Source organism: Luteitalea sp., from assembly GCA_009377605.1.
GTDB lineage: Bacteria > Acidobacteriota > Vicinamibacteria > Vicinamibacterales > Vicinamibacteraceae > WHTT01.
This window is the reverse complement of the sequence record WHTT01000008.1, coordinates 50,527-68,346: the sequence shown is the minus strand read 5'-3', so window position 1 is coordinate 68,346 and position 17,820 is coordinate 50,527. Positions and strand designations below refer to the sequence as shown.

General features: G+C 64.7%; 20 protein-coding genes. 8 read left to right on the top strand and 12 right to left on the bottom strand.

The features are described from left to right. From nuoE to GEV06_04210, 6 genes are all read right to left on the bottom strand, one after another. On the bottom strand, positions 1-594 hold the full coding sequence (gene nuoE / locus GEV06_04235; protein ID MPZ17113.1) for an NADH-quinone oxidoreductase subunit NuoE: 594 nt from the start codon (positions 592-594) through the stop codon (positions 1-3). A 14-nt stretch (positions 595-608) separates the two neighbouring features. Next, positions 609-1,796 carry an NADH dehydrogenase (quinone) subunit D gene (gene nuoD, locus GEV06_04230; GenBank protein MPZ17112.1) on the bottom strand — a complete coding sequence of 396 codons (1,188 nt, stop codon included), beginning with the start codon at positions 1,794-1,796 and terminating at the stop codon, positions 609-611. A gap of 27 nt (positions 1,797-1,823) precedes the next feature. Next, positions 1,824-2,432 (bottom strand): SIS domain-containing protein, encoded by a 609-nt coding sequence (locus GEV06_04225; GenBank protein MPZ17111.1) that lies wholly within the window; start codon positions 2,430-2,432, stop codon positions 1,824-1,826. A gap of 125 nt (positions 2,433-2,557) precedes the next feature. Then, positions 2,558-3,142, bottom strand: coding sequence for an NADH-quinone oxidoreductase subunit C (locus GEV06_04220; GenBank protein MPZ17110.1), 585 nt, complete (start codon positions 3,140-3,142; stop codon positions 2,558-2,560). A gap of 52 nt (positions 3,143-3,194) precedes the next feature. After that, a complete protein-coding gene (locus GEV06_04215; GenBank protein ID MPZ17109.1) occupies positions 3,195-3,623 on the bottom strand; it encodes an NADH-quinone oxidoreductase subunit B in 429 nt (142 codons plus the stop codon). 50 nt (positions 3,624-3,673) lie between these two features. After that, positions 3,674-4,039, bottom strand: a complete 366-nt coding sequence (locus GEV06_04210) for an NADH-quinone oxidoreductase subunit A (protein MPZ17108.1) — start codon at positions 4,037-4,039, stop codon at positions 3,674-3,676. Between the two features lie 247 nt (positions 4,040-4,286). Between GEV06_04210 and GEV06_04205 the strand changes: the two genes are divergently transcribed. The 6 genes from GEV06_04205 to GEV06_04180 all read left to right on the top strand — a co-directional run bounded on the left by GEV06_04205 (position 4,287) and on the right by GEV06_04180 (position 9,054). Then, positions 4,287-5,771, top strand: coding sequence for a hypothetical protein (locus GEV06_04205; GenBank protein ID MPZ17107.1), 1,485 nt, complete (start codon positions 4,287-4,289; stop codon positions 5,769-5,771). Between the two features lie 54 nt (positions 5,772-5,825). Then, positions 5,826-6,026: a sulfur carrier protein ThiS gene (thiS, locus tag GEV06_04200; GenBank protein MPZ17106.1), complete on the top strand. Its 201-nt coding sequence runs from the start codon at positions 5,826-5,828 to the stop codon at positions 6,024-6,026. Between the two features lie 11 nt (positions 6,027-6,037). Then, positions 6,038-6,823, top strand: a complete 786-nt coding sequence (locus tag GEV06_04195; GenBank protein ID MPZ17105.1) for a thiazole synthase — start codon at positions 6,038-6,040, stop codon at positions 6,821-6,823. A 121-nt stretch (positions 6,824-6,944) separates the two neighbouring features. Then, positions 6,945-8,450 (top strand): methyltransferase domain-containing protein, encoded by a 1,506-nt coding sequence (locus GEV06_04190; GenBank protein MPZ17104.1) that lies wholly within the window; start codon positions 6,945-6,947, stop codon positions 8,448-8,450. Positions 8,451-8,519: 69 nt separating this feature from the next. After that, the gene (locus GEV06_04185) at positions 8,520-8,759 is read left to right on the top strand and encodes a DUF4160 domain-containing protein (protein MPZ17103.1); all 240 of its coding nucleotides are present in this window, start codon (positions 8,520-8,522) and stop codon (positions 8,757-8,759) included. Beyond that, complete coding sequence (locus GEV06_04180; protein MPZ17102.1) at positions 8,719-9,054, top strand: DUF2442 domain-containing protein; 336 nt, start codon at positions 8,719-8,721, stop codon at positions 9,052-9,054. Before GEV06_04185 ends, GEV06_04180 begins: the two co-directional genes overlap by 41 nt. Before the next feature lie 43 nt (positions 9,055-9,097). Here GEV06_04180 and GEV06_04175 read toward each other — a convergent pair whose 3' ends face one another. From GEV06_04175 to GEV06_04155, 5 genes are all read right to left on the bottom strand, one after another. Further along, on the bottom strand, positions 9,098-9,793 hold the full coding sequence (locus tag GEV06_04175) for a glycosyltransferase (protein MPZ17101.1): 696 nt from the start codon (positions 9,791-9,793) through the stop codon (positions 9,098-9,100). 66 nt (positions 9,794-9,859) lie between these two features. Further along, the gene (locus GEV06_04170; protein MPZ17100.1) at positions 9,860-11,635 is read right to left on the bottom strand and encodes a hypothetical protein; all 1,776 of its coding nucleotides are present in this window, start codon (positions 11,633-11,635) and stop codon (positions 9,860-9,862) included. 32 nt (positions 11,636-11,667) lie between these two features. Then, on the bottom strand, positions 11,668-12,255 hold the full coding sequence (locus GEV06_04165) for a methyltransferase domain-containing protein (GenBank protein MPZ17099.1): 588 nt from the start codon (positions 12,253-12,255) through the stop codon (positions 11,668-11,670). A 49-nt stretch (positions 12,256-12,304) separates the two neighbouring features. After that, a complete protein-coding gene (locus GEV06_04160; GenBank protein MPZ17098.1) occupies positions 12,305-13,438 on the bottom strand; it encodes a glycosyltransferase in 1,134 nt (377 codons plus the stop codon). Further along, positions 13,435-14,463, bottom strand: a complete 1,029-nt coding sequence (locus GEV06_04155; protein MPZ17097.1) for a glycosyltransferase — start codon at positions 14,461-14,463, stop codon at positions 13,435-13,437. Before GEV06_04155 ends, GEV06_04160 begins: the two co-directional genes overlap by 4 nt. Positions 14,464-14,471: 8 nt before the next feature. Between GEV06_04155 and GEV06_04150 the strand changes: the two genes are divergently transcribed. Both GEV06_04150 and GEV06_04145 read left to right on the top strand, forming a co-directional pair. Then, positions 14,472-16,520: a DUF2142 domain-containing protein gene (locus GEV06_04150; GenBank protein MPZ17096.1), complete on the top strand. Its 2,049-nt coding sequence runs from the start codon at positions 14,472-14,474 to the stop codon at positions 16,518-16,520. Positions 16,521-16,541: 21 nt separating this feature from the next. Continuing rightward, the gene (locus tag GEV06_04145) at positions 16,542-16,724 is read left to right on the top strand and encodes a sulfatase-like hydrolase/transferase (protein MPZ17095.1); all 183 of its coding nucleotides are present in this window, start codon (positions 16,542-16,544) and stop codon (positions 16,722-16,724) included. A gap of 95 nt (positions 16,725-16,819) precedes the next feature. Here GEV06_04145 and GEV06_04140 read toward each other — a convergent pair whose 3' ends face one another. Further along, entirely contained in the window at positions 16,820-17,782 is a 963-nt protein-coding gene (locus GEV06_04140) for an NAD-dependent epimerase/dehydratase family protein (GenBank protein ID MPZ17094.1), read from the bottom strand. Between the last annotated feature and the right edge of the window lie 38 nt (positions 17,783-17,820).

Sequence of the window (17,820 nt, the reverse complement as noted above, 5' to 3'; positions counted from 1 at the left end):
TCACTCCTCATGTTTCTCCCTGACCAAATGACATCCAGAGAGCGCCTCCACCCCCTCTGTCCGGAGGAGCTCAATCAGCTCCGTCACCCGCTCTGGAGCCTGGCACTCGTGCCAGTGGTCGTTGTTGACCATGATGACGGGTGCACGGTCGCACGCACCGAGACACTCGAACTCGGTGACGGTGAACATCCCGTCGGCGGTGGTCTCACCGGGGCGCACCTGCAGATGCTGGCACAGGGCCTCGGTGACACGCTCGGCGCCCCGGAGCGCGCACGACAGCGTGCGACAGACCTGCAGCACATATCGGCCGACCGGCCGCGTGAAGAACATGACGTAGTACGACACCACGTCTTCGACCTGCGCCGGCGGGCAGCCAATCACGTCGGCCACGTGCTTCATCGCATTACCCGTGATGTGGCCCTGCTGCTCCTGCACGAGATAGAGCGCCGCGATGACGGCGCTCTTGCGTTGCTCGGGCGGATAGTGCCTACAGATCTCCTCGAGGCGGGCGACGTTCGCCGGCGTAAAGGCAAACGGCGGCCCGTCCGGCGGCACCCGCCGCTGGCTGCGATGCCAGCCCTCGCCGTAGGGCATCGACGGATGAAAGCTCATCGATCCACATCCCCCATCACCACATCGGTCGAGCCAATCACCGCGATGACGTCGGCGATGAGCCCGCCTTCAATCAGCTTTGGCAGCGCTTGACACGCCAGAAAGCTGGGCGGGCGCGACTTGATGCGCCACGGCCGGTTCGTGCCGTCCGAGACCACGTAGAAGCCCTGCTCCCCACGCGGGCCCTCGATTGGCACATACGCCTCACCCGCCGGCACCGTAAAGCCCTGCGAATAGATCAGGAAGTGCTGGATGAGCGCCTCCATCTCGGTGTAGACCTGATCCTTCGGCGGCGGCACGAGTCGAGGGTCATCGACCGCCCAATCGCCGGTGGGCGAGATCTGATCGATCAGCTGACGACAGATCTTCGCGCTCTCCTCCATCTCGCGCATACGCACGAGATACCGCGCGTACACGTCGCCGTCGGACTCGAGGGGAACGTCGAAATCGAGTGTGTCGTAGCACAGGTAGGGAAACACGCGACGTACGTCGTAGTTGAGGCCCGACGCGCGGCCGATCGGCCCGACGAGACCCCAGTCGAGCGCATCCTGTTTCGAGAGCACGCCGACACCGCGCGTTCGTTTCTCCCAAATGCGGTTCTTGGTGAGCAGGTTATGGTAGTCCCTCAGCTTCGGCGGGAGCCGATCCAGGAACTCGCGCACGGCGTCGTGAAAGCCGATCGGCAGCTCTTCGCGCAGCCCTCCGATACGGATGTAGCTGGGAAACAGCCGAAATCCGGCGATCATCTCGTTGATGTTGAGCAGGAGCTCGCGCTCGCGAAAGCAATAGAGCATCACCGAGACGGCACCAACCTCCATCGCGTGTGTGCCAAGCCAGACGAGATGGCTCGACAGACGCTGCAACTCCATGATTAGGGCGCGAATCCTGGTCACGCGGTCTGGCATGCGCGTCTCGAGGTCGAGCAACCGCTCGACCGCGAGCACGAAAGCCATGGCATTGCTCTGAGCCGCGAGGTAATCCATACGCTCGACGAGCGGGATGACTTGCTGCCACTTCTTCTGCTCCGCGGTCTTTTCGATACCCGTATGCAGGTAACCAATCGTCACGCCGGCCGTGACGATGTTCTCCCCATCGAGCTCGATGACCAGGCGCAGCACACCATGGGTACTGGGGTGCTGCGGCCCCATGTTGACCGTCATCGTTTCCGTGCGCAGCTCAGGCATAAGACAGGTTCATGGTAGGGCGCCCCTTTAGCGGTTCTCGGCGGCGATAGTATCGGCTTCTCGTTCGACCAGCTCGCAGAGGGCGTGCAGCAGCGTCAGATGCACCTCCTGCACACGCGCCGTCACAGGATGCGCGACATGTACGTGCAGGCGCGCTGCCCGGCCAATCGAGCCGCCGTCCGCGCCGGTCAGCGCGATGGTCACCAAGCCGCGTGAGTTCGCGGCATTCACTGCACGGAGCACGTTGGCCGACGCGCCGCTCGTCGAGAGCGCCAGCAGCACGTCGCCCGGCCGGCCGAGCGACTCGACCTGCCGCTCGAACACGCGCTCGAACCCGAGATCATTGGCCACGGCCGTCAGGATGCTGGTGTCGGTCGTCAGAGCCACGGCCGGCAGCGCCGCGCGATCCCGACTGAATCGACCCGCAAGCTCTGCCACGACATGCTGCGCCTCCGCGGCGCTCCCGCCGTTCCCACACGCCAGCACTTTGTGCCCGGCCGCAAGCGCCTGAATAATCGCCTCCCCGGCGGCAGCCAATTCTCCAGCAACCGCGCCACAGCTCCGCACATGAAGTGCGGCGGCCTCGCGCAGAGCCTCTTCAACGAGCGCCGATGCGGTGGCACGGGTCTGCGGCATAGGAACGGGTGACCCGGTGACAGGGTGACCGGGTGACAAGGTGATCGGGGTTGTTTCAAGAGCTCGAGCCACCCCTATCACCTAGTCACCCCATCACCCCGTCACCTTGTCACCCCATCACCTTGTCACCCTTTCACCCCACTCCCACTCCGTGCTCGCTGCTCCTCGATCGTCCGGAGAAATTCCTCCTCGGTCACCTGCAGCGGCATGCTGACGTTCACGGGCAACTTCACCTGAACCGGGTAGTCCTTGCGTGCAGGGTGCCCCTCCCATTCGTCCGGCATCAGGATGCGCCGCAGGTCGGGATGCCCCGTGAAGATCACGCCGAAGAGGTCCCAGACCTCGCGCTCGTACCAGTTCGCGTTTGGATACACGGACGAGATCGTCGCGAGCGCAGGGTCGCTACCCGGGACACGGACCTTGAGCCGCAGGCGCGCCGGCGGTGGTGCGTCCCCCATGGCGGCCGGCCCCAGCGAGACGAAGTGATAGACGACCTCGAAGCGCGGCTCCCGGGGCCACACATCGACGGCCGTCATCTCGGCCAGCACCTGGAACTGCAGGGCACCATGCTCGCGCAGCGTGCGGCACACGTCCACGATCGCCTCACGAGGCACGGCCAAACACGGCTGATCGACCGAGGGAATCTCCTCGAAGGTGACCTCCGGCAGCGTGCTCCTCAGCACGGCAAGACGCTGGCTGACGTCCATCACGCGTGGTCACCTCGCAGCAGAGCCGGTGGCGGGTGCGTGTCGGTCCGAGGCCTCATGCGGTGCGCCCAAATGCCCGCTGTTGATCGATTTTTCGCTGCAGTTGCACGATGCCGTAGATGAGCGACTCCGGTCTCGGCGGGCAGCCCGGCACGAAGACATCCACGGGCACGACCTGGTCGACCCCTTGCACGAGGGCATAGTTGTCGAACACACCGCCAACTGAGGCACACGCACCCATCGAGATGACCCATTTCGGCTCGGGCATCTGGTCGTACACGCGCCGCAGCGCGGGGGCCATCTTTCGAGACAACCGCCCGGCGACGATCATCAGGTCGGACTGCCGCGGCGACGCGCGAAAGACCTCCGCACCGAAGCGGGCAATGTCGTAGCGGCCGCAGCTCATGGCCATCATCTCGATGGCGCAGCAGGCCAAGCCGAAGGTCACGGGCCAAATGGCCGAACGGCGCGCCCACTGCACCATTCGATCCACGCTCGTCGTCAACACGGGGATTTCAGGAAATTCGGCCACGATTACTCCTCACGGCTACCCCAATCCAGCACGCCCTTGCGCCAGATATAGACGTACCCCGCCGACAGCACCAGGATGAAGACCAGCACCTGGACGTAGCCCGCCCAGCGGAGATCGCGCAGGGCCATCGCCCACGGGTAGAGAAACGCGACCTCGATGTCGAACAGCAGGAAGATCATCGCCACGAGGTAGAAGCGGACCGACTGCCGCTCGCGGGCGTCGCCGACCGGCGGCATGCCGCACTCGTAGGGCGCTGCCTTCTCCGGGCTCGGACTGCGTGGTCCGACGAACTGAGAGAGGAGCACGTTGCCGCCGGCAAACGCCAGGCCAAATCCCAGTAGGATGACGATAGGTAGCCAGCCGTCCATAGGTCAGATGGGCGTCGCTCGACGCCGCAAGCTCCACCGCGGCCGGCGCGGCGCGCGTCTCGGAGCTTGTGAACATTTTCTCAAGCGCCGTACAAAATGCAAATGGAAAAGGGATCCAGGGGCCAAGGGATTGAGGGATCGAGGGGGTGCAAGGGCCAACTCCTCAGGTCTGATCGCTTACTATTGCCCCTACTTACCCCTTGATCCCTTGGTCCCTGGACCCCTGGATCCCTGATATACAAACCCCATGCGCCTTGCTTGGTTCTCCCCACTTCCGCCAGCGCGCGTCGAGGCGGCGGGGCTCGCCGTGTCGCTGCTCCGCCGGGCCGTCGCCTCGCACTCGGTCGATGTCTTTACCGGTGACGAGTACTGGCTGCCGTGGGCGCGCTGGACGGGCACGCCTACCGCTGATCTGCCGTATGTCGGGCGCCGGCCCAAGCGTGGGAGCATACCACGTGAGGAAGGGCCCCCTCGGCCAGACGAAGCGGTGCTCGCGCCGAGCACGTGGCGCGGGGCTCGCACGCCACCGGCGCCGCTCGGCCACGCCCGGCTGTTTCGGGCATGGGAGTTCATCTTCGCGGAGCAACACGCCCCGTACGACCTCAAGGTCTATCAGATGAGCAACGACGCGGCGCACGACTTCGTGTGGCCGTATACGTTCCGCTGGCCGGGTCTCGTCATCCTCCACCACGCCGACCTGCACGACGCGCGGGCGCGGCGTCTGCTCTACCTCGCGCAGCCAAACAACTATCGTGCGGAGTTCGCGTACAACCACCCAGGTATCGACACGCGCGCGCCGGAGTACGTGATTGCGGAGGTGGAAAACCGGCCGTCGGGTCTCTGGCCCATGGCGCGCGCGCTCGTGGAGCGTGCGCGAGGTGTGGTCGTCCACAACAGACGACTCCTGGAAGAGCTGCGAGAGGAGTTTCCGGGATCGCCGCTGCGGCAGGTAACGGCCGGCGTCTGCGACGCGCCAGTCGCGACTCCGCGTCACGCAGGAACCCAGCTCGTCGTCGCCGCGATCGGGCCGCGCCTCGCGCCGCGGCTGAGGCCGCTCGTCCAGGCGTTCGCGGCCGTCGTGCGACACCACCCGGACGCACGACTGCTGTTGCTCGACGACGCCACGGAGGCGCTCGTCACGGCAACCGCTGGCGTCGATGCGAGTGTGACGGCGCGCATCGAGGCACGCGGGTACATCCCGGATGTGGCGCTCGCGCCACATCTTGCCGAGGCCAGCATCGTGGTGTCCGTCCGATGGCCAACCTGGCGCGAGACGTCGACGCGCTGGCTGCAGGCGCTGGCTGCGGGCCTCCCGACCATCGTGGCAGACGAGGCGACCCTGGTCGACCTGCCTCTCCTCGAGCCGCTCGACTGGACGCTGCTTCACGCGCGCGAGGACGCGGCAGCAACACTCGATCCACCGACCTGGCGGGAGGCCGTCGCCGTGGCGGTGGACATACGACGCGAGGAGACCACGATTCGGCAGGCGCTGTTGCGCCTCGCGCGCGACGGCGAGCTTCGCGCCACTCTCGGCGCCAATGCCAGGCGCTTCTGGGAAGCGCACCACACCGAGTCGCACATGCAGGCCGACCTCGCCCAGGCTCTCGAGTGGTGCGGTAATCTACCCGAGCCCGCGATCCCGCCGAGGTTTCCAGCGCACCTGACCGCGGATGGGACGGGCAACGTGCGCCGCACGCTCGAAGAGCTGGGCACGACGACAGACCTCTTCTAGCATCGTGGTCCTCATCGCTTGTCAAGGCGCAAGACACGAGACACAATGCAGGAAGTGGAGATTCGGCTCAACGGAGAAGTGTACGAGCTGCCGGAGCCGCTTGCAGTCCATGCACTGCTCGATCGGCTGGGAATCGACCCGCGTCGCGTTGCCGTGGAGGTCAACCTCACGGTGATCAAGCGCGGGCAGTACGACGGGACCATCGTGCGCGAAGGGGATGAAGTCGAGATCGTGAACTTCGTCGGAGGAGGATAGGACAGAAGCTCATGCCTGATATCGATGGACTGCGTATCGCCGATCGCACCTTCTCCTCTCGGCTCATCGTTGGAACCGGCAAGTATGCCTCGTTCGACCTCATGCTGCGCGCCATCGAAGCGTCGGCGGCGGAGATGGTCACGGTGGCAGTCCGGCGCGTCAACGTGCACGACCGCGCGGGCGGCTCCCTCCTGGATCACTTGGATAGCGCTCGCATCGCGATCTTGCCAAACACGGCCGGCTGCTATACCGCCGCGGACGCGATACGCTCCGCGCACCTGGCTCGCGAGGCGGGGCTGTCGAACTGGGTGAAGCTAGAGGTGATTGGCGACGAGCGTACGCTCTATCCGGACAACCAAGCGTTGCTGGAAGCCACGCGCGTGCTGGTGGAGGAAGGCTTCGTCGTGCTCCCTTACACCAACGATGATCCGGTGGTGTGCCGAAAGCTCGAGGATGCTGGCGCCGCGGCGGTGATGCCGCTCGGTGCCCCGATTGGATCCGGTCTGGGCATTCAGAATCCAAACAACATTCGCATCATCAAGGCGTTCGCGAGCGTGCCGGTCATCGTGGACGCCGGCGTTGGGACGGCATCGGATGCCGCCGTGGCCATGGAGCTTGGCGCGGACGCAGTGCTCATGAACACCGGCATAGCCGGGGCGAGCGACCCGCTGGCCATGGCGCGGGCCATGCGGCTCGGGGTGGAAGCCGGTCGTCTCGCGCATCTCGCCGGCCGCATCCCGCGTAAGGCGTACGCCACGGCGAGCAGCCCGCTGGAAGGCGTCATCGGCAGCAGGTAGGGCGCGTCAGCCTCCCGCGCCGTCACGGCCGCCTCGGCGAGGCGGCCCTACCTGGCCGCTCGACGCGAAGCGAGGCGCCCTCTTGCATTTTCACGCTGCATCTTACATTTTGCACTGATAGATGACGACGCGTACCATCACGCCTGACGAGCTGGCACAGCTCAAGGCCGCGCGTGAAGAGGCGGATCGCCGGTACAACGATGCGCTCAGCGCCCTCTATGCGGCGTTGCCCTCGGGACGGGAGCTGCCGGCGAGCCCGCCCGTGCCGGACGAACGGCTCGGGCCGACGTTGAACGAGCGCTGGCCCGTGTTGAAGGATGTCGAGGCGCCGGCGGGTTGGCGGGGCCGTGTCGTGCGGTTCGTCCGGCGTTCGGTCGAGCCGTTCTTTGCCCGCCAGCAAGCGTTCAATGCGGCGCTCGTCGAGCACCTGAACAACAACGTGCCGGTGGCCCGTGCCACGCATGCGGCAGTCACCGACGTGCTGGATCGCCTCCAGCATCACATCTATGACGTTGTGCACTTTCAGGTGTTGTTGATGGGATTCGTCCAGCAGATCACTTCATATACCGACACGAAGGACTACGAGATGGAGGGCTTGGCGCGCCGACGCATCGAAGACCTGCAGGAGCTGATTGGCGCGGTCGGGGGCGTGGGTGACGAGCTGCAGAAGCGGCTCGAGCTGCTCGGAGCGCGCGAGCACCGGTTCGAAGCGCGCGTGTCCAGTGTGACCGCTGCACACGAGGACTTTCGGGGAAGCCTCGCACTGCTACAACGCGCGCAACAGGCGCTTGCCCGTGAGGTCGAACAGCTTGCCGGACCAAGGCGGACAGGCCCCTTTTCGGAAAGAGGAACCGGGTTCCTTTTCGAGGACGAAGAAGCCGCGAAGGACGCGGTTCCTTTTTCCCCGGTTGCCTCATCCGAGCCAATCTCCTCTTCGCAGCTCGCCGCACGCGATCAGGACGCCTACAAGTACGTGGCGTTCGAGGACGCGTTTCGTGGACGACCGGAGGACATCCGGGCGCGTCTCGCCGAATACCTGCCAACCTTCGAGGGTGCGAGCGACATCGTCGATCTCGGCTGTGGCCGGGGCGAGTTCCTGGCCCTGTTGCGCGAGCACGGGATCGCAGCGCGTGGGCTCGATATCAACCCGGAGATGGTGCAGATCTGCCGCGAGCGGGGCTTACGCGTAGACGAGGGAGATGCGCTGACGTTCCTTGCATCGCTCCCGGACGAATCGCTCGGCGGCCTCCTCGCGGCGCAGGTCGTCGAGCACCTTCAGCCCGACTACCTGGTGCAGATGCTCGCGACGGCGCAGACGAAGCTCCGGCCCGGCGCGCGGATCGTGCTGGAGACGGTGAACGTCGCGTGCTGGTTCGCGTTCTTTCAGAGCTATATTCGCGACGTCACGCATATCCGGCCGCTGCACCCGGACACGCTGTCGCACTTCGTCCGCGCGAGTGGATTCCAACAGATCGCGGTACGCTTCTCCAGCCCGTTACCAGCGGAACATCGCCTTCTGCACGCTGCCGGCGATGACGAGCTGCACTTTGCGTTCAATCGAAACGTCGATCGATTGAATGACCTGCTGTTCACGCACCTCGATTACGCGGTGATTGGAACCAAGTAGGCACGCGACGCCCAATATCTCGCGAGTGTCTTGGTCGCATCACAGAAACAGCTGCGTTATCCTGGTCGCGTGAGTCCGACGGTTCTGCGAATCCGCGGGTTTCGCTTTTACTTCTTCTCGCGCGAGGAGCGGCGAGTGCACGTTCATGTGCAGCATGCCGATGGCGAAGCAAAATTCTGGATCGAGCCGAAGGTGGGGCTCGCAGTGAACTATGGGCTCACAGCAAAGCAGCTGACCGAGGTCCAGGCATTGATCGAGGAGCATGTTGATGAAATCCGAAACGCTTGGGCGGCACACTTCGCAGATTGAAGTGACGAACGTCTCGCCACACGGTTTCTGGATCCTCATCGAGGAGCGAGAGCTGTTCGTGCCGTTCGGCGAGTTCCCATGGTTCAGGGAAAGCTCAATTCGCGAGATTGCGAATGTACAGCTGTCCAGTCCACATCATCTCCATTGGCCAGATCTTGACATCGATCTGGCAGTGGAATCTTTGGATCATCCGGAGAAGTTCCCTTTGGTGAGCAGAGTACAGCCTGTTGTCAAGAGGCGATTGGAGCCGCCGCCCGCGCACGGCGGGGCTGGGAAGAAGCGAGGCAAGCGCTGATCTCATCGGGGCTGAGCACGTATAGGGGCTCGTCTGGGAATCCTTACTGCCGCCGAAGGTTGTACTTCAAGATGCACCACACGGCACGCACGCCATCCTTCCAGCCGATCTTCTTGCCCTCCTCGTAGGTTCGGCCGGAGTACGAGATCCCAACCTCATAGATGCGGACCTTCAGGCGTGCGATCTTGGCAGTCACCTCTGGCTCGAATCCGAAGCGGTCCTCCTCGAGCTCGATACGCTCCAGCACCTCTCGGCGAAAGACCTTGTGACAGGTCTCCATATCGGTGAGGTTGAGGCCTGTCAGCATGTTCGAGAGCAGCGTAAGAAACTTGTTGCCCATCGAATGCCAGAAGTACAGCACCCGGTGCGAGTCGCCCCCGGTGAACCGCGAGCCATAAACGACGTCCGCTCTTCCCTCGAGGATTGGCTGAATCAGCTTGGGATACTCGCGGGGATCGAACTCCAAGTCGGCGTCTTGGACGACGACCATGTCACCCGTGGCCGCGGCAAACCCACTCCGCAACGCAGCGCCCTTCCCGCGATTCTGCTCGTGAAAGATCACACGCACATTCGGCGGATGTGCTGTCTGTCGCAGGTACTCCCCTGTGCCGTCGGTCGAACAGTCGTCGACGACGATGATCTCGCGGTCCACGTCGAGTGGCACGGCCGCGACTCGCTCTAGGACTTGCGGGAGCGTTGTGCGCTCGTTATAAGCGGCAATGACAACAGAGAGCTTCATAGGCAATCGAACGGCCAATTGTCGCGCCTAGTCTATCGTGACCGGGTGACAGGGTCATCTTGTCGGTCACCGCCCGACGCCGCAGAGTGGGTACGCCCGGCCGGCCGCGGCATCGATGGCCCACGCTTGCACGGCGCGTGGTGACAACCCAGAGCTGAATCGAGCGTGCCAACCAGCCCTGGTTTTGGGCCTGGTTTTGGGACGTGCCTCGGCCACGCCCTGGCGCGCCGCACTACGTGAACGCTCGGCGGCCGGCACAACGAACCGGACTGGCGTGGGATAGGGCTCCCTCGGATCTCGCTCGGTCATGACCACGCCGTCCGGGGCCCGGCGCTCTCGCGGCAACCAGGCCCAGCCGGCGAGATCGAGCCCTCCATCCTCAGCGCGCCTGGCTCGCGTCACCGCCCCAAATGCGCAACGCGACGCCTCCGCATCGCGAAGCATCCATCGCGTGCGTGCACCCTGCAGGGGGAGCAAGCCCGCGTCTCGTAAGGCAGCGGCCTGGTCCCGTACGTCACGATCCCAATTCGGATGCAACAAGTGATCCACGGGCAGGGCAACCGTCGAAAACTCGAGCGCAGCCTTTCCCTGGAGGCGCAGCGTGCGCATCTCCCGCGCCTCCAGTAGGCCGTCACCGAACGCGAGTCCGTACAGCATGGCGCCGACGACCCAACAAGCGAGAGCTGCGTGAGAAGACCACGGATGGAGCCGCCCCTGCCGCGACTCGCGATCGTGCGCAAGACATATCGCGGTCACCATCACGACGGCGATGAGAATCCATACGGACAGGCTGACGTAACGACTGGCGGAGAGTCCCAGCATGCCATACGCCGAGCGCCCAACCGCCACCAGCAGCACGGAAGCGAGACCGTAGCCGCCGAGGCTGAGCCACGGCGCCACGCGATCGATCAGCCCTTCGTCGCGTCGGTTGCGAACCAGATAGGCCAGAGGCAGGAGGGCGAAGCCGGCCGCAGTGAATCCCACGAGCTCGGCCCAATACATACGCTCCTCAACGGTCGCGCCAAAGGCCAGCGGCCGCCCCAAGAGGGCAAACGGCGCCCTGATCGTCAGCCATGGATTCGCGAACGCTCCCTCGATCAGGCCGTGCGGCCGAGTCGTGTGATAGCCATCGACAAAGGTCCAGCCGACCACGGCGAGCGCCGCGAGCCACAGCAACCACATCCAAGGCCGCTCACGGCTTTCCTCGCGATGCGTCCACCAAATGATCGGTGGCATCACTGCCCAACAGACGCTGCCGTTGAGGAGCGAGAAGGTCGCCACGCTGGCCAACAGCGCCGACACGACGAGCGTCTGCAGCAGAGGCAGTCGGCTTCGCGCCAGGAGCACGCATGCCATCACGCAAACGCTGGGCAGCACGAGCTGCATCGTGAAGCCCCAGAGCAGCGTCTCGGCCTGTGCCGGCGTGTACAGCAGCGCCAGCACCGCGACGAGCGGCAAGAGATACCGCGAAAGACGAGGGGAGACCGTCTGGCGCGCGAGGATGGCGCAGCCAATTGCGCCAGCCAGGAGACAGCCCTGAGTGACGATCATCGCCGCTATTTCGTTCCAGCCGATGGTGACCAGCAGCGCCACGTAGAGCAGCGCGACGATGAGGAGCCGGTGCTCGTTGTGCTGTCGCAGCAAGATCTCGAGATCGAGCGTTCCCCCGTTCAGCGCCTTCCACAACGGGGGGACGAAGTCCCACTCGTCCATGTAGGGGACGTCGACCGCGTACTGCCGCAGAAACACCAGACTGAGCAACGCCGCGCTCAGAACCGCAGCGACCGCCGGCAGAGAGGAATAGTCGCGCTCGAGCGGGGCGGGCACAGGTTCTTGGCGCATTTGTACCTGCCAGAGCCCTCGAGGACTTCGCTTTAGGTCTTCTCCCACGCCAGCGACAGCTCGTTATGTGTGAACACTCGACCGAGCCACGCATTGTCGAGCGGAAACCGCCGCACGTACACCCTTCGCCAACCGGCAACGTCGAGGAGGAGCCGCTCGCGAAGATACGCCTCGTCAACGAAGGTGCGGTGAGTGGCGTCACTGGCAAACCCCTTGGGTCCCGGCACGATGATGACGACACGCGTGATGCCGAGCCGACCGCATGCGTCGAAGAGCAGCCGCAGCGCCCGGTCCGGGCGCTCGAGATGCTCGAGCACATGGCTCGCAATGAGCGTCTCGAATCGATCGATCGGCAGGTCGCGCAAGCCGTAGCCGTCCGTGTCAGGATCGTAGAGCGTCACGTTCAGCCCTCGCGAGCGGCAGTACGCGACGCTGGCCGCGTTCACCTCCAGCCCCATCGAGCCCGCCGGCAAGCGTTCGAGCAGAGCACCGATACCGCACCCGAAGTCGAGCACGCGCCCGCGACAGAGCCGCGCCGCGTGCGCCAGATACGCTCGCCGGACGAGACGTCGCAGGCGACCGCGCCGCCGTTGATAATCGGTGTAGCGCTCGTCGTACACGGTCTCGCTTCCTTAGCCCGGAGTTGAACCACGAAGATCCATCGCGGCCTCACCACCACACGATGAGACGCGCAAAGCGTCCACACACCCAGAGCACCGTGGTCACCAGCGCCTCAGTCGGGCGTGCGATCACAGGCGGCACGGTCTGGGTGAGCGTGAGCTTCGACGTGAAGCTCCGCAGCAGCTCGCGATCCGGCGTGCGCCGCAGACGCTGAACGACGCGGTGGTTTCTTCGGATCTCGCCGGTGTGTGTCAGTAACCAGCGCAGGCTGCGCAGCTTTGCAGCAATCAGCCCCGGTCCGCCTCCGATCACATACGTCCACACGACCAGCTCGCTGAAGGCCAACGCCGGGAGCAAGGCGAGGAGCGTTGGCCAGCGTAAGTTCTGCGCCAAGGCCGCGTACCGGTTGCGCTCGATCCAATAACACTTGCTTGGGCTCATGCGAAAGTGGAACTTGTGCTGGACGAGCGACGCCGGCACGAAACGACATCGCCAGCCGGCAACCCGCGCTCGCAAGGAGAGATCCGTGTCCTCGTAGTAGGTGAAGAACGACTCGTTGAAGCCGCCAATTGCTTCGAGCACGTCGCGCCTGATGACGAACGCCGCTCCCGAGACAGCCGCAACATCCTCGGCCTGCGTGTAAGCGGTCACCGGCGCCTCGAGGCCTCGGCACACGGTGAGGCCGGCGAACGTGACGGCATTGCCGCATGTGTTGATCAGACTCGGCCGGTCGATCAGCGCGATCTTTGGCGTGGCCAGCCCGACTTGCGGATCGCGGCCAAGGGCCTCCACCAGCGGCTCGAGCCACCCTGGCGCGACCCGCGTATCTGGATTCAGCACGGCGAGAACGTCGCCGCGCGCATGGCGAAACCCCATGTTGTTGCCCGCCGCATAGCCGACGTTCTCATCGCGTCGAATGAGCCGCGCCTGTGGCCAGCTCGCCTGCACGCGCGCGACCGTGTCGTCGGTAGAGGCATTGTCGACGACGATCAGCTCCCAGTGGGACCAGGTCTGCGAGCCCAACGACGACACGCAGCACGCGATGTCATCGGCCGAGTTGTGGGTCACGACGACGACCGACACCAGCGGTGTCGCAAGCGGTGTCGCAAGCGCAGCAGTGGCGCTGGAGGCCGCGGGCATGGCACTACCACCGGGTGGGGGCACGGGTGTCGGCTGGCTCATGCGCCGCCCAGACGCGCTTCATCCTCTAGGGAGTGGTGCACGGGATGCACCGGCGTGCTCTGGATGTCGAGGGTGAGCGCCTGGAGCAGGAGCTGGATGCCGAGGATGATGGGCAACACCGCAATCATGACGGTGCCGGCGCTGGTCTCCACATTGCGGTGTGCATTGCTCGCCCAAGCCCACGCTCCAAAACCTGCGCCAAACGCGCTGAGGAGCACGCCGCTGACGAGGAACAGCGCGAAGAGACCAAAGTCTTGCACGAAGTGATGCACGACCACGCGCCGAACCAGGCTCCGGATGAGGCGCGGGGGGAACGAGACGAACGCGCGCGACTCGGAGAGCGAGCTCCTCTCGCCGCGATAGCGCGCCGGCATCGGCACGTCCCGCACGACGGCGCGGCACATGCTCAGCTCCACGAGCATGCTCGTCTCGAAGAAGAATCGCCGGTCGAGCGCCTCCTGGTTGATCATGGGCAACACCGAGGCGTGGATGGCGGTGTAGCCGTTGGTCGGGTCGAAGACGTCCCAATAGCCGGAGGCCATCTTTGTCAGGAACGAGAGCCCCATGTTGCCGATCCGCCGGAGCGGCGGCATCGCCGCCAGCTGCGGCGCGTGCAGAAAGCGATTGCCCTTCGTGTAGTCTGCCTCGCCGTTGACGATGGGCGCGACGAGACGCGGCAGCTGCGCGGCATCCATCTGGCCGTCGGCATCCATCTTGACGAGGATCTCTGCGCCCAGCCGGGCGGCTTGGCGATAGCCTGTGAGCATGGCGCCACCGACGCCGCAGTTCGTATCGTGCCGGAAGTAGTGCACACGTGGATCGCCTTGGGTAGCGACCACCTCTGCTGTCTCATCCGGGCTGGCATCGTCGACGACCACGATGATGCTGACCCAGGCGGGGATGCTGGCGAGGACACCGCCGATGTGGGCCGCGGCCCGATACGCGGGAATCACAACCGCCACGCGAGGGAACGACGCGGCCGAGCGCCGGCGCGCCGCGCCTCGGGGCACGGCCAGACTGCTCATCGGCCACTATGATATGCGATCGAATGTTTCGTCTCTCCCGCGCCCCCATCGTTGGCGCTCTGCTGTTCGCGCTCGGAGGTGCCGCGTTTGGTGCAGCGGAGCTGAGCCTCACGTCGCTCCGACAGCCAATCTATCGCGATTTCTATTATCAGCGCGACGCCGACGAGGGATTCCGGCGCTTCGCGTATGCGCACTCTGCCATCTACATCCACGATCTCGGCTGCGGGCCACTCGACACATTCGTTCGGGTGCGCTCCGGTAGCCGGAAGCTCAGGCTCGATGTTCGGCTGGCGGCATCGGGACGCACGCTCGCCGACGCGCAGGTGCGAGAGCCGGCGCAGTGGATCAACGTCCGGGTGCCCGACACCGATGGAGCGCGTGGAATCGAGCGTCTGGATCTGTACTCGGAAGTGCCACCCAATCCGTGGGGATTCGCCGCGGTCGTAGATGACGTTCGGGCAAATGCCTGGGCACCGTGTCGCGCGGCGGGTCGCATCACGCAAATCGTCGCGCGACGTGCTGTCGGAGGAGTCATCGTCGGCCTCCTGCTCTGGACGCTCGTCTGGCCGGTCATGTGGCACCGGTGGTTGTTTGGCGCGGCGGCCTCGACGCCTGTATGGCAGCCTGGCACGACGGAAGGCTCGGATGCCGCGACCGGGGCCAAGGCGGGGAGCTGGAACCTTCATGGGCGGGTGCGTGCCAACGCTGCGCGCCTACGCGCCCACCTCGTAACATGGGCGGCGCTGTTCGTGCTCTTCGGCTCGTGGGCCGTGATCCGTCCGCCGCTGCAGTCGCCGGACGAGGTGGACCATTTCGCACGAGTCCTCTCGATGGCGCGCCAACCGTGGGTCGCCTTTGGTGAGGAAGTGCGGCTGCCTGGAGGGCTGCTCACGCCATTCGTTTTGCGAGGCAACGAGCCGGTCGGCGCCCGGAAATTGATGTTCGATGGCGAGGCTCAGCTCACAAGGAGCGAGATCACCGACCTCAAGCGGAGCGCGCTCGGCTTCACGGCTGCCGATGACGACCACGTGCTCTCGCACGCCTGGGCGTACCCACCCGCGTATTACCTGCCCGTGTTCCTCGTTGGCCGGGCGTTGACAGGCGGGCTGGCGCTTTCACCTTACGACGCGTTCTATGCGTACAGGCTCGCCTCAGCGGCGCTCTCGGCTCTCCTGTGGGTGCTGGTGGCGCGTGCGCTCGGTGGCGTGTTCACCAGATCTGGGGATCGACGCCTCGCATTTCTCCTGATGGTGTCGACGCCCATGGTGACCTTCCTGGCCAGCAGCGTGAACGCCGACGCAGCAATGCTGCCGCTTTCGGTGCTGGCCACGTTGCTCGTGTGGGACCTGGCGAGAAATGGCCGCGGCCATCTCCAGACGTTTGTCGTGCTGCTGGCGCTCGCGCTCAGTAAGCCAGCCGCGGTTGTGGTGATCCTGAGCCTCGCCGCGGCGCTAATCCTCACGACGGTTGTGCGCCGATCTCCGGACCTGCCAGCGGGACAGGACGCGACCTTGGTTTGCGTACGCGCGATGGCGGTGGCGTACGTCGTGTACTACGCGTGGGTGTCGCCTCATCTGCTCGGCGTGCCGCTCGATCTCTCGCCCACCGCGTACCTCGAGTTGTTGCCCCGGCGCGCCTCCTTTCTGTGGGCCGGTTTCTGGGGACACCTTGGCTGGCTCGATTACCGGCTCGAGTGGGGTTGGTACGTCGCGCTTGCTGTGCTCTGTGTGATGAACGCGGGCTACTATCTCGCTGACCGCTCGCGCCGCTATAGCGCGTTCGCCTGGTTTGCGGTCATCAGTGCAGTGTCGCTCGGCGGCGCACTGCTGGCCGCCGAGTACCTCACGCTGTCGCGTGTCGGCTTGACGCTTCAAGGACGCTACTTTCTCCCGGCGCTTCCGGCGTTGGCGGTTCTCTTGATGCACCGCGGCCAGGCCGTCCGGTTGGCCTTCGTCGTGCTCGTCATCGTCTGCCATCTCGTGTTGGTCGACGTCACCGCGCGCCGCTACTACGTCGACGATTGGCGTGGCGTTGTTGCTGCGCTGCCGTACTACTAGAATCACCTTCGTTACAACACCTTGGTTGTCTTTACCAGCGACAACGGTGCCCACTGGCTGACGAGCGATATTCGCGAGTTCAACCACAGGGCCAATGGGCGCCTTCGTGGGCAGAAGGCCGATATCTGGGAAGGCGGCCACCGGATTCCCTTCATCGCTCGGTGGCCCGGCACCAGCAACGTCCGGAAATCGTCGAACGCCTGACGGCCTTACTCGAGAAGTATCGGAGAGAAGGTGCCAGTCATCTAGCTGCCGTGTCGGCTCAGTGAGTATCCGACGCTCTCCTCCAAGTATCTGCCTCAGCGCTTTTGGAAGTAATCGATGACCTTGGCGAGGATTTCGTCGAGATCCACGCGCGGCTCGTATCCGACGAGGTTGCGAATCTTCGTGATGTCCGGTACTCGGCGCTGCATGTCCTCGAAGCCGGCTTCGTACGCCTTCTCGTAAGGAACGGTGACGATCTCCGAGCTGCTGCGGCTCAGCGTCTTGACCTTCCGCGCGAGATCGAGAATCGAGATCTCCTGGCCGTTCCCGATGTTGAACACGTCGCCGACGGCACGGGGATGCTCGACGAGCGCCAGGACCGCCCGGATCACGTCTCCTACATAGGTAAAGCTGCGCGTCTGGTTACCATCGCCGAAAACGGTGATCGGCCTGTCAGCCAGCGCCTGTCGCACGAAGCTGGGAATCACCATGCCGTACTGGCCGGTCTGGCGCGGCCCAACCGTGTTGAAGAGTCGAATGATGATGATGGGCAGCTTCTTCTCTTTCCAGTAGGCGAGCGCGAGAAACTCGTCGATGGCCTTGCTGCAGGCGTAGGCCCACCGATGCTTGAACGTTGGGCCCATCACGAGGTCGGCATCCTCGCGAAAGGGCACGGTGTCGTTCTTCCCGTACACCTCCGACGTCGAGGCCAACACGACCAGCTTCTTCTTCTTGTTCGCGTGCTGCAGCACGACCTCGGTGCCGTGGACGTTGTTCTCGATTGTCTGAACCGGCTCTTCGACGATCTTCCTCACGCCGACGGTCGCCGCCAGATGAAAGACCACATCGGCGCGATCCACGAGCTCGGCGAGCACCGGCTCGTTCGTCACGCTGTCGATCGTGTAGTGAAACTCACGTCGAGCCTTCAAGTGCTCGATGTTCGTGATCGAGCCCGTGGACAAATCGTCGAGGACGAAGACGTCATGCCCCGCGTCGAGCAACGCTTCTGACAGATGCGATCCGATGAACCCCGCTCCTCCTGTGATCAATGCGCGCATGATGATGCTATCGTTCGAGTCTGATGTTGGGCAGGGGG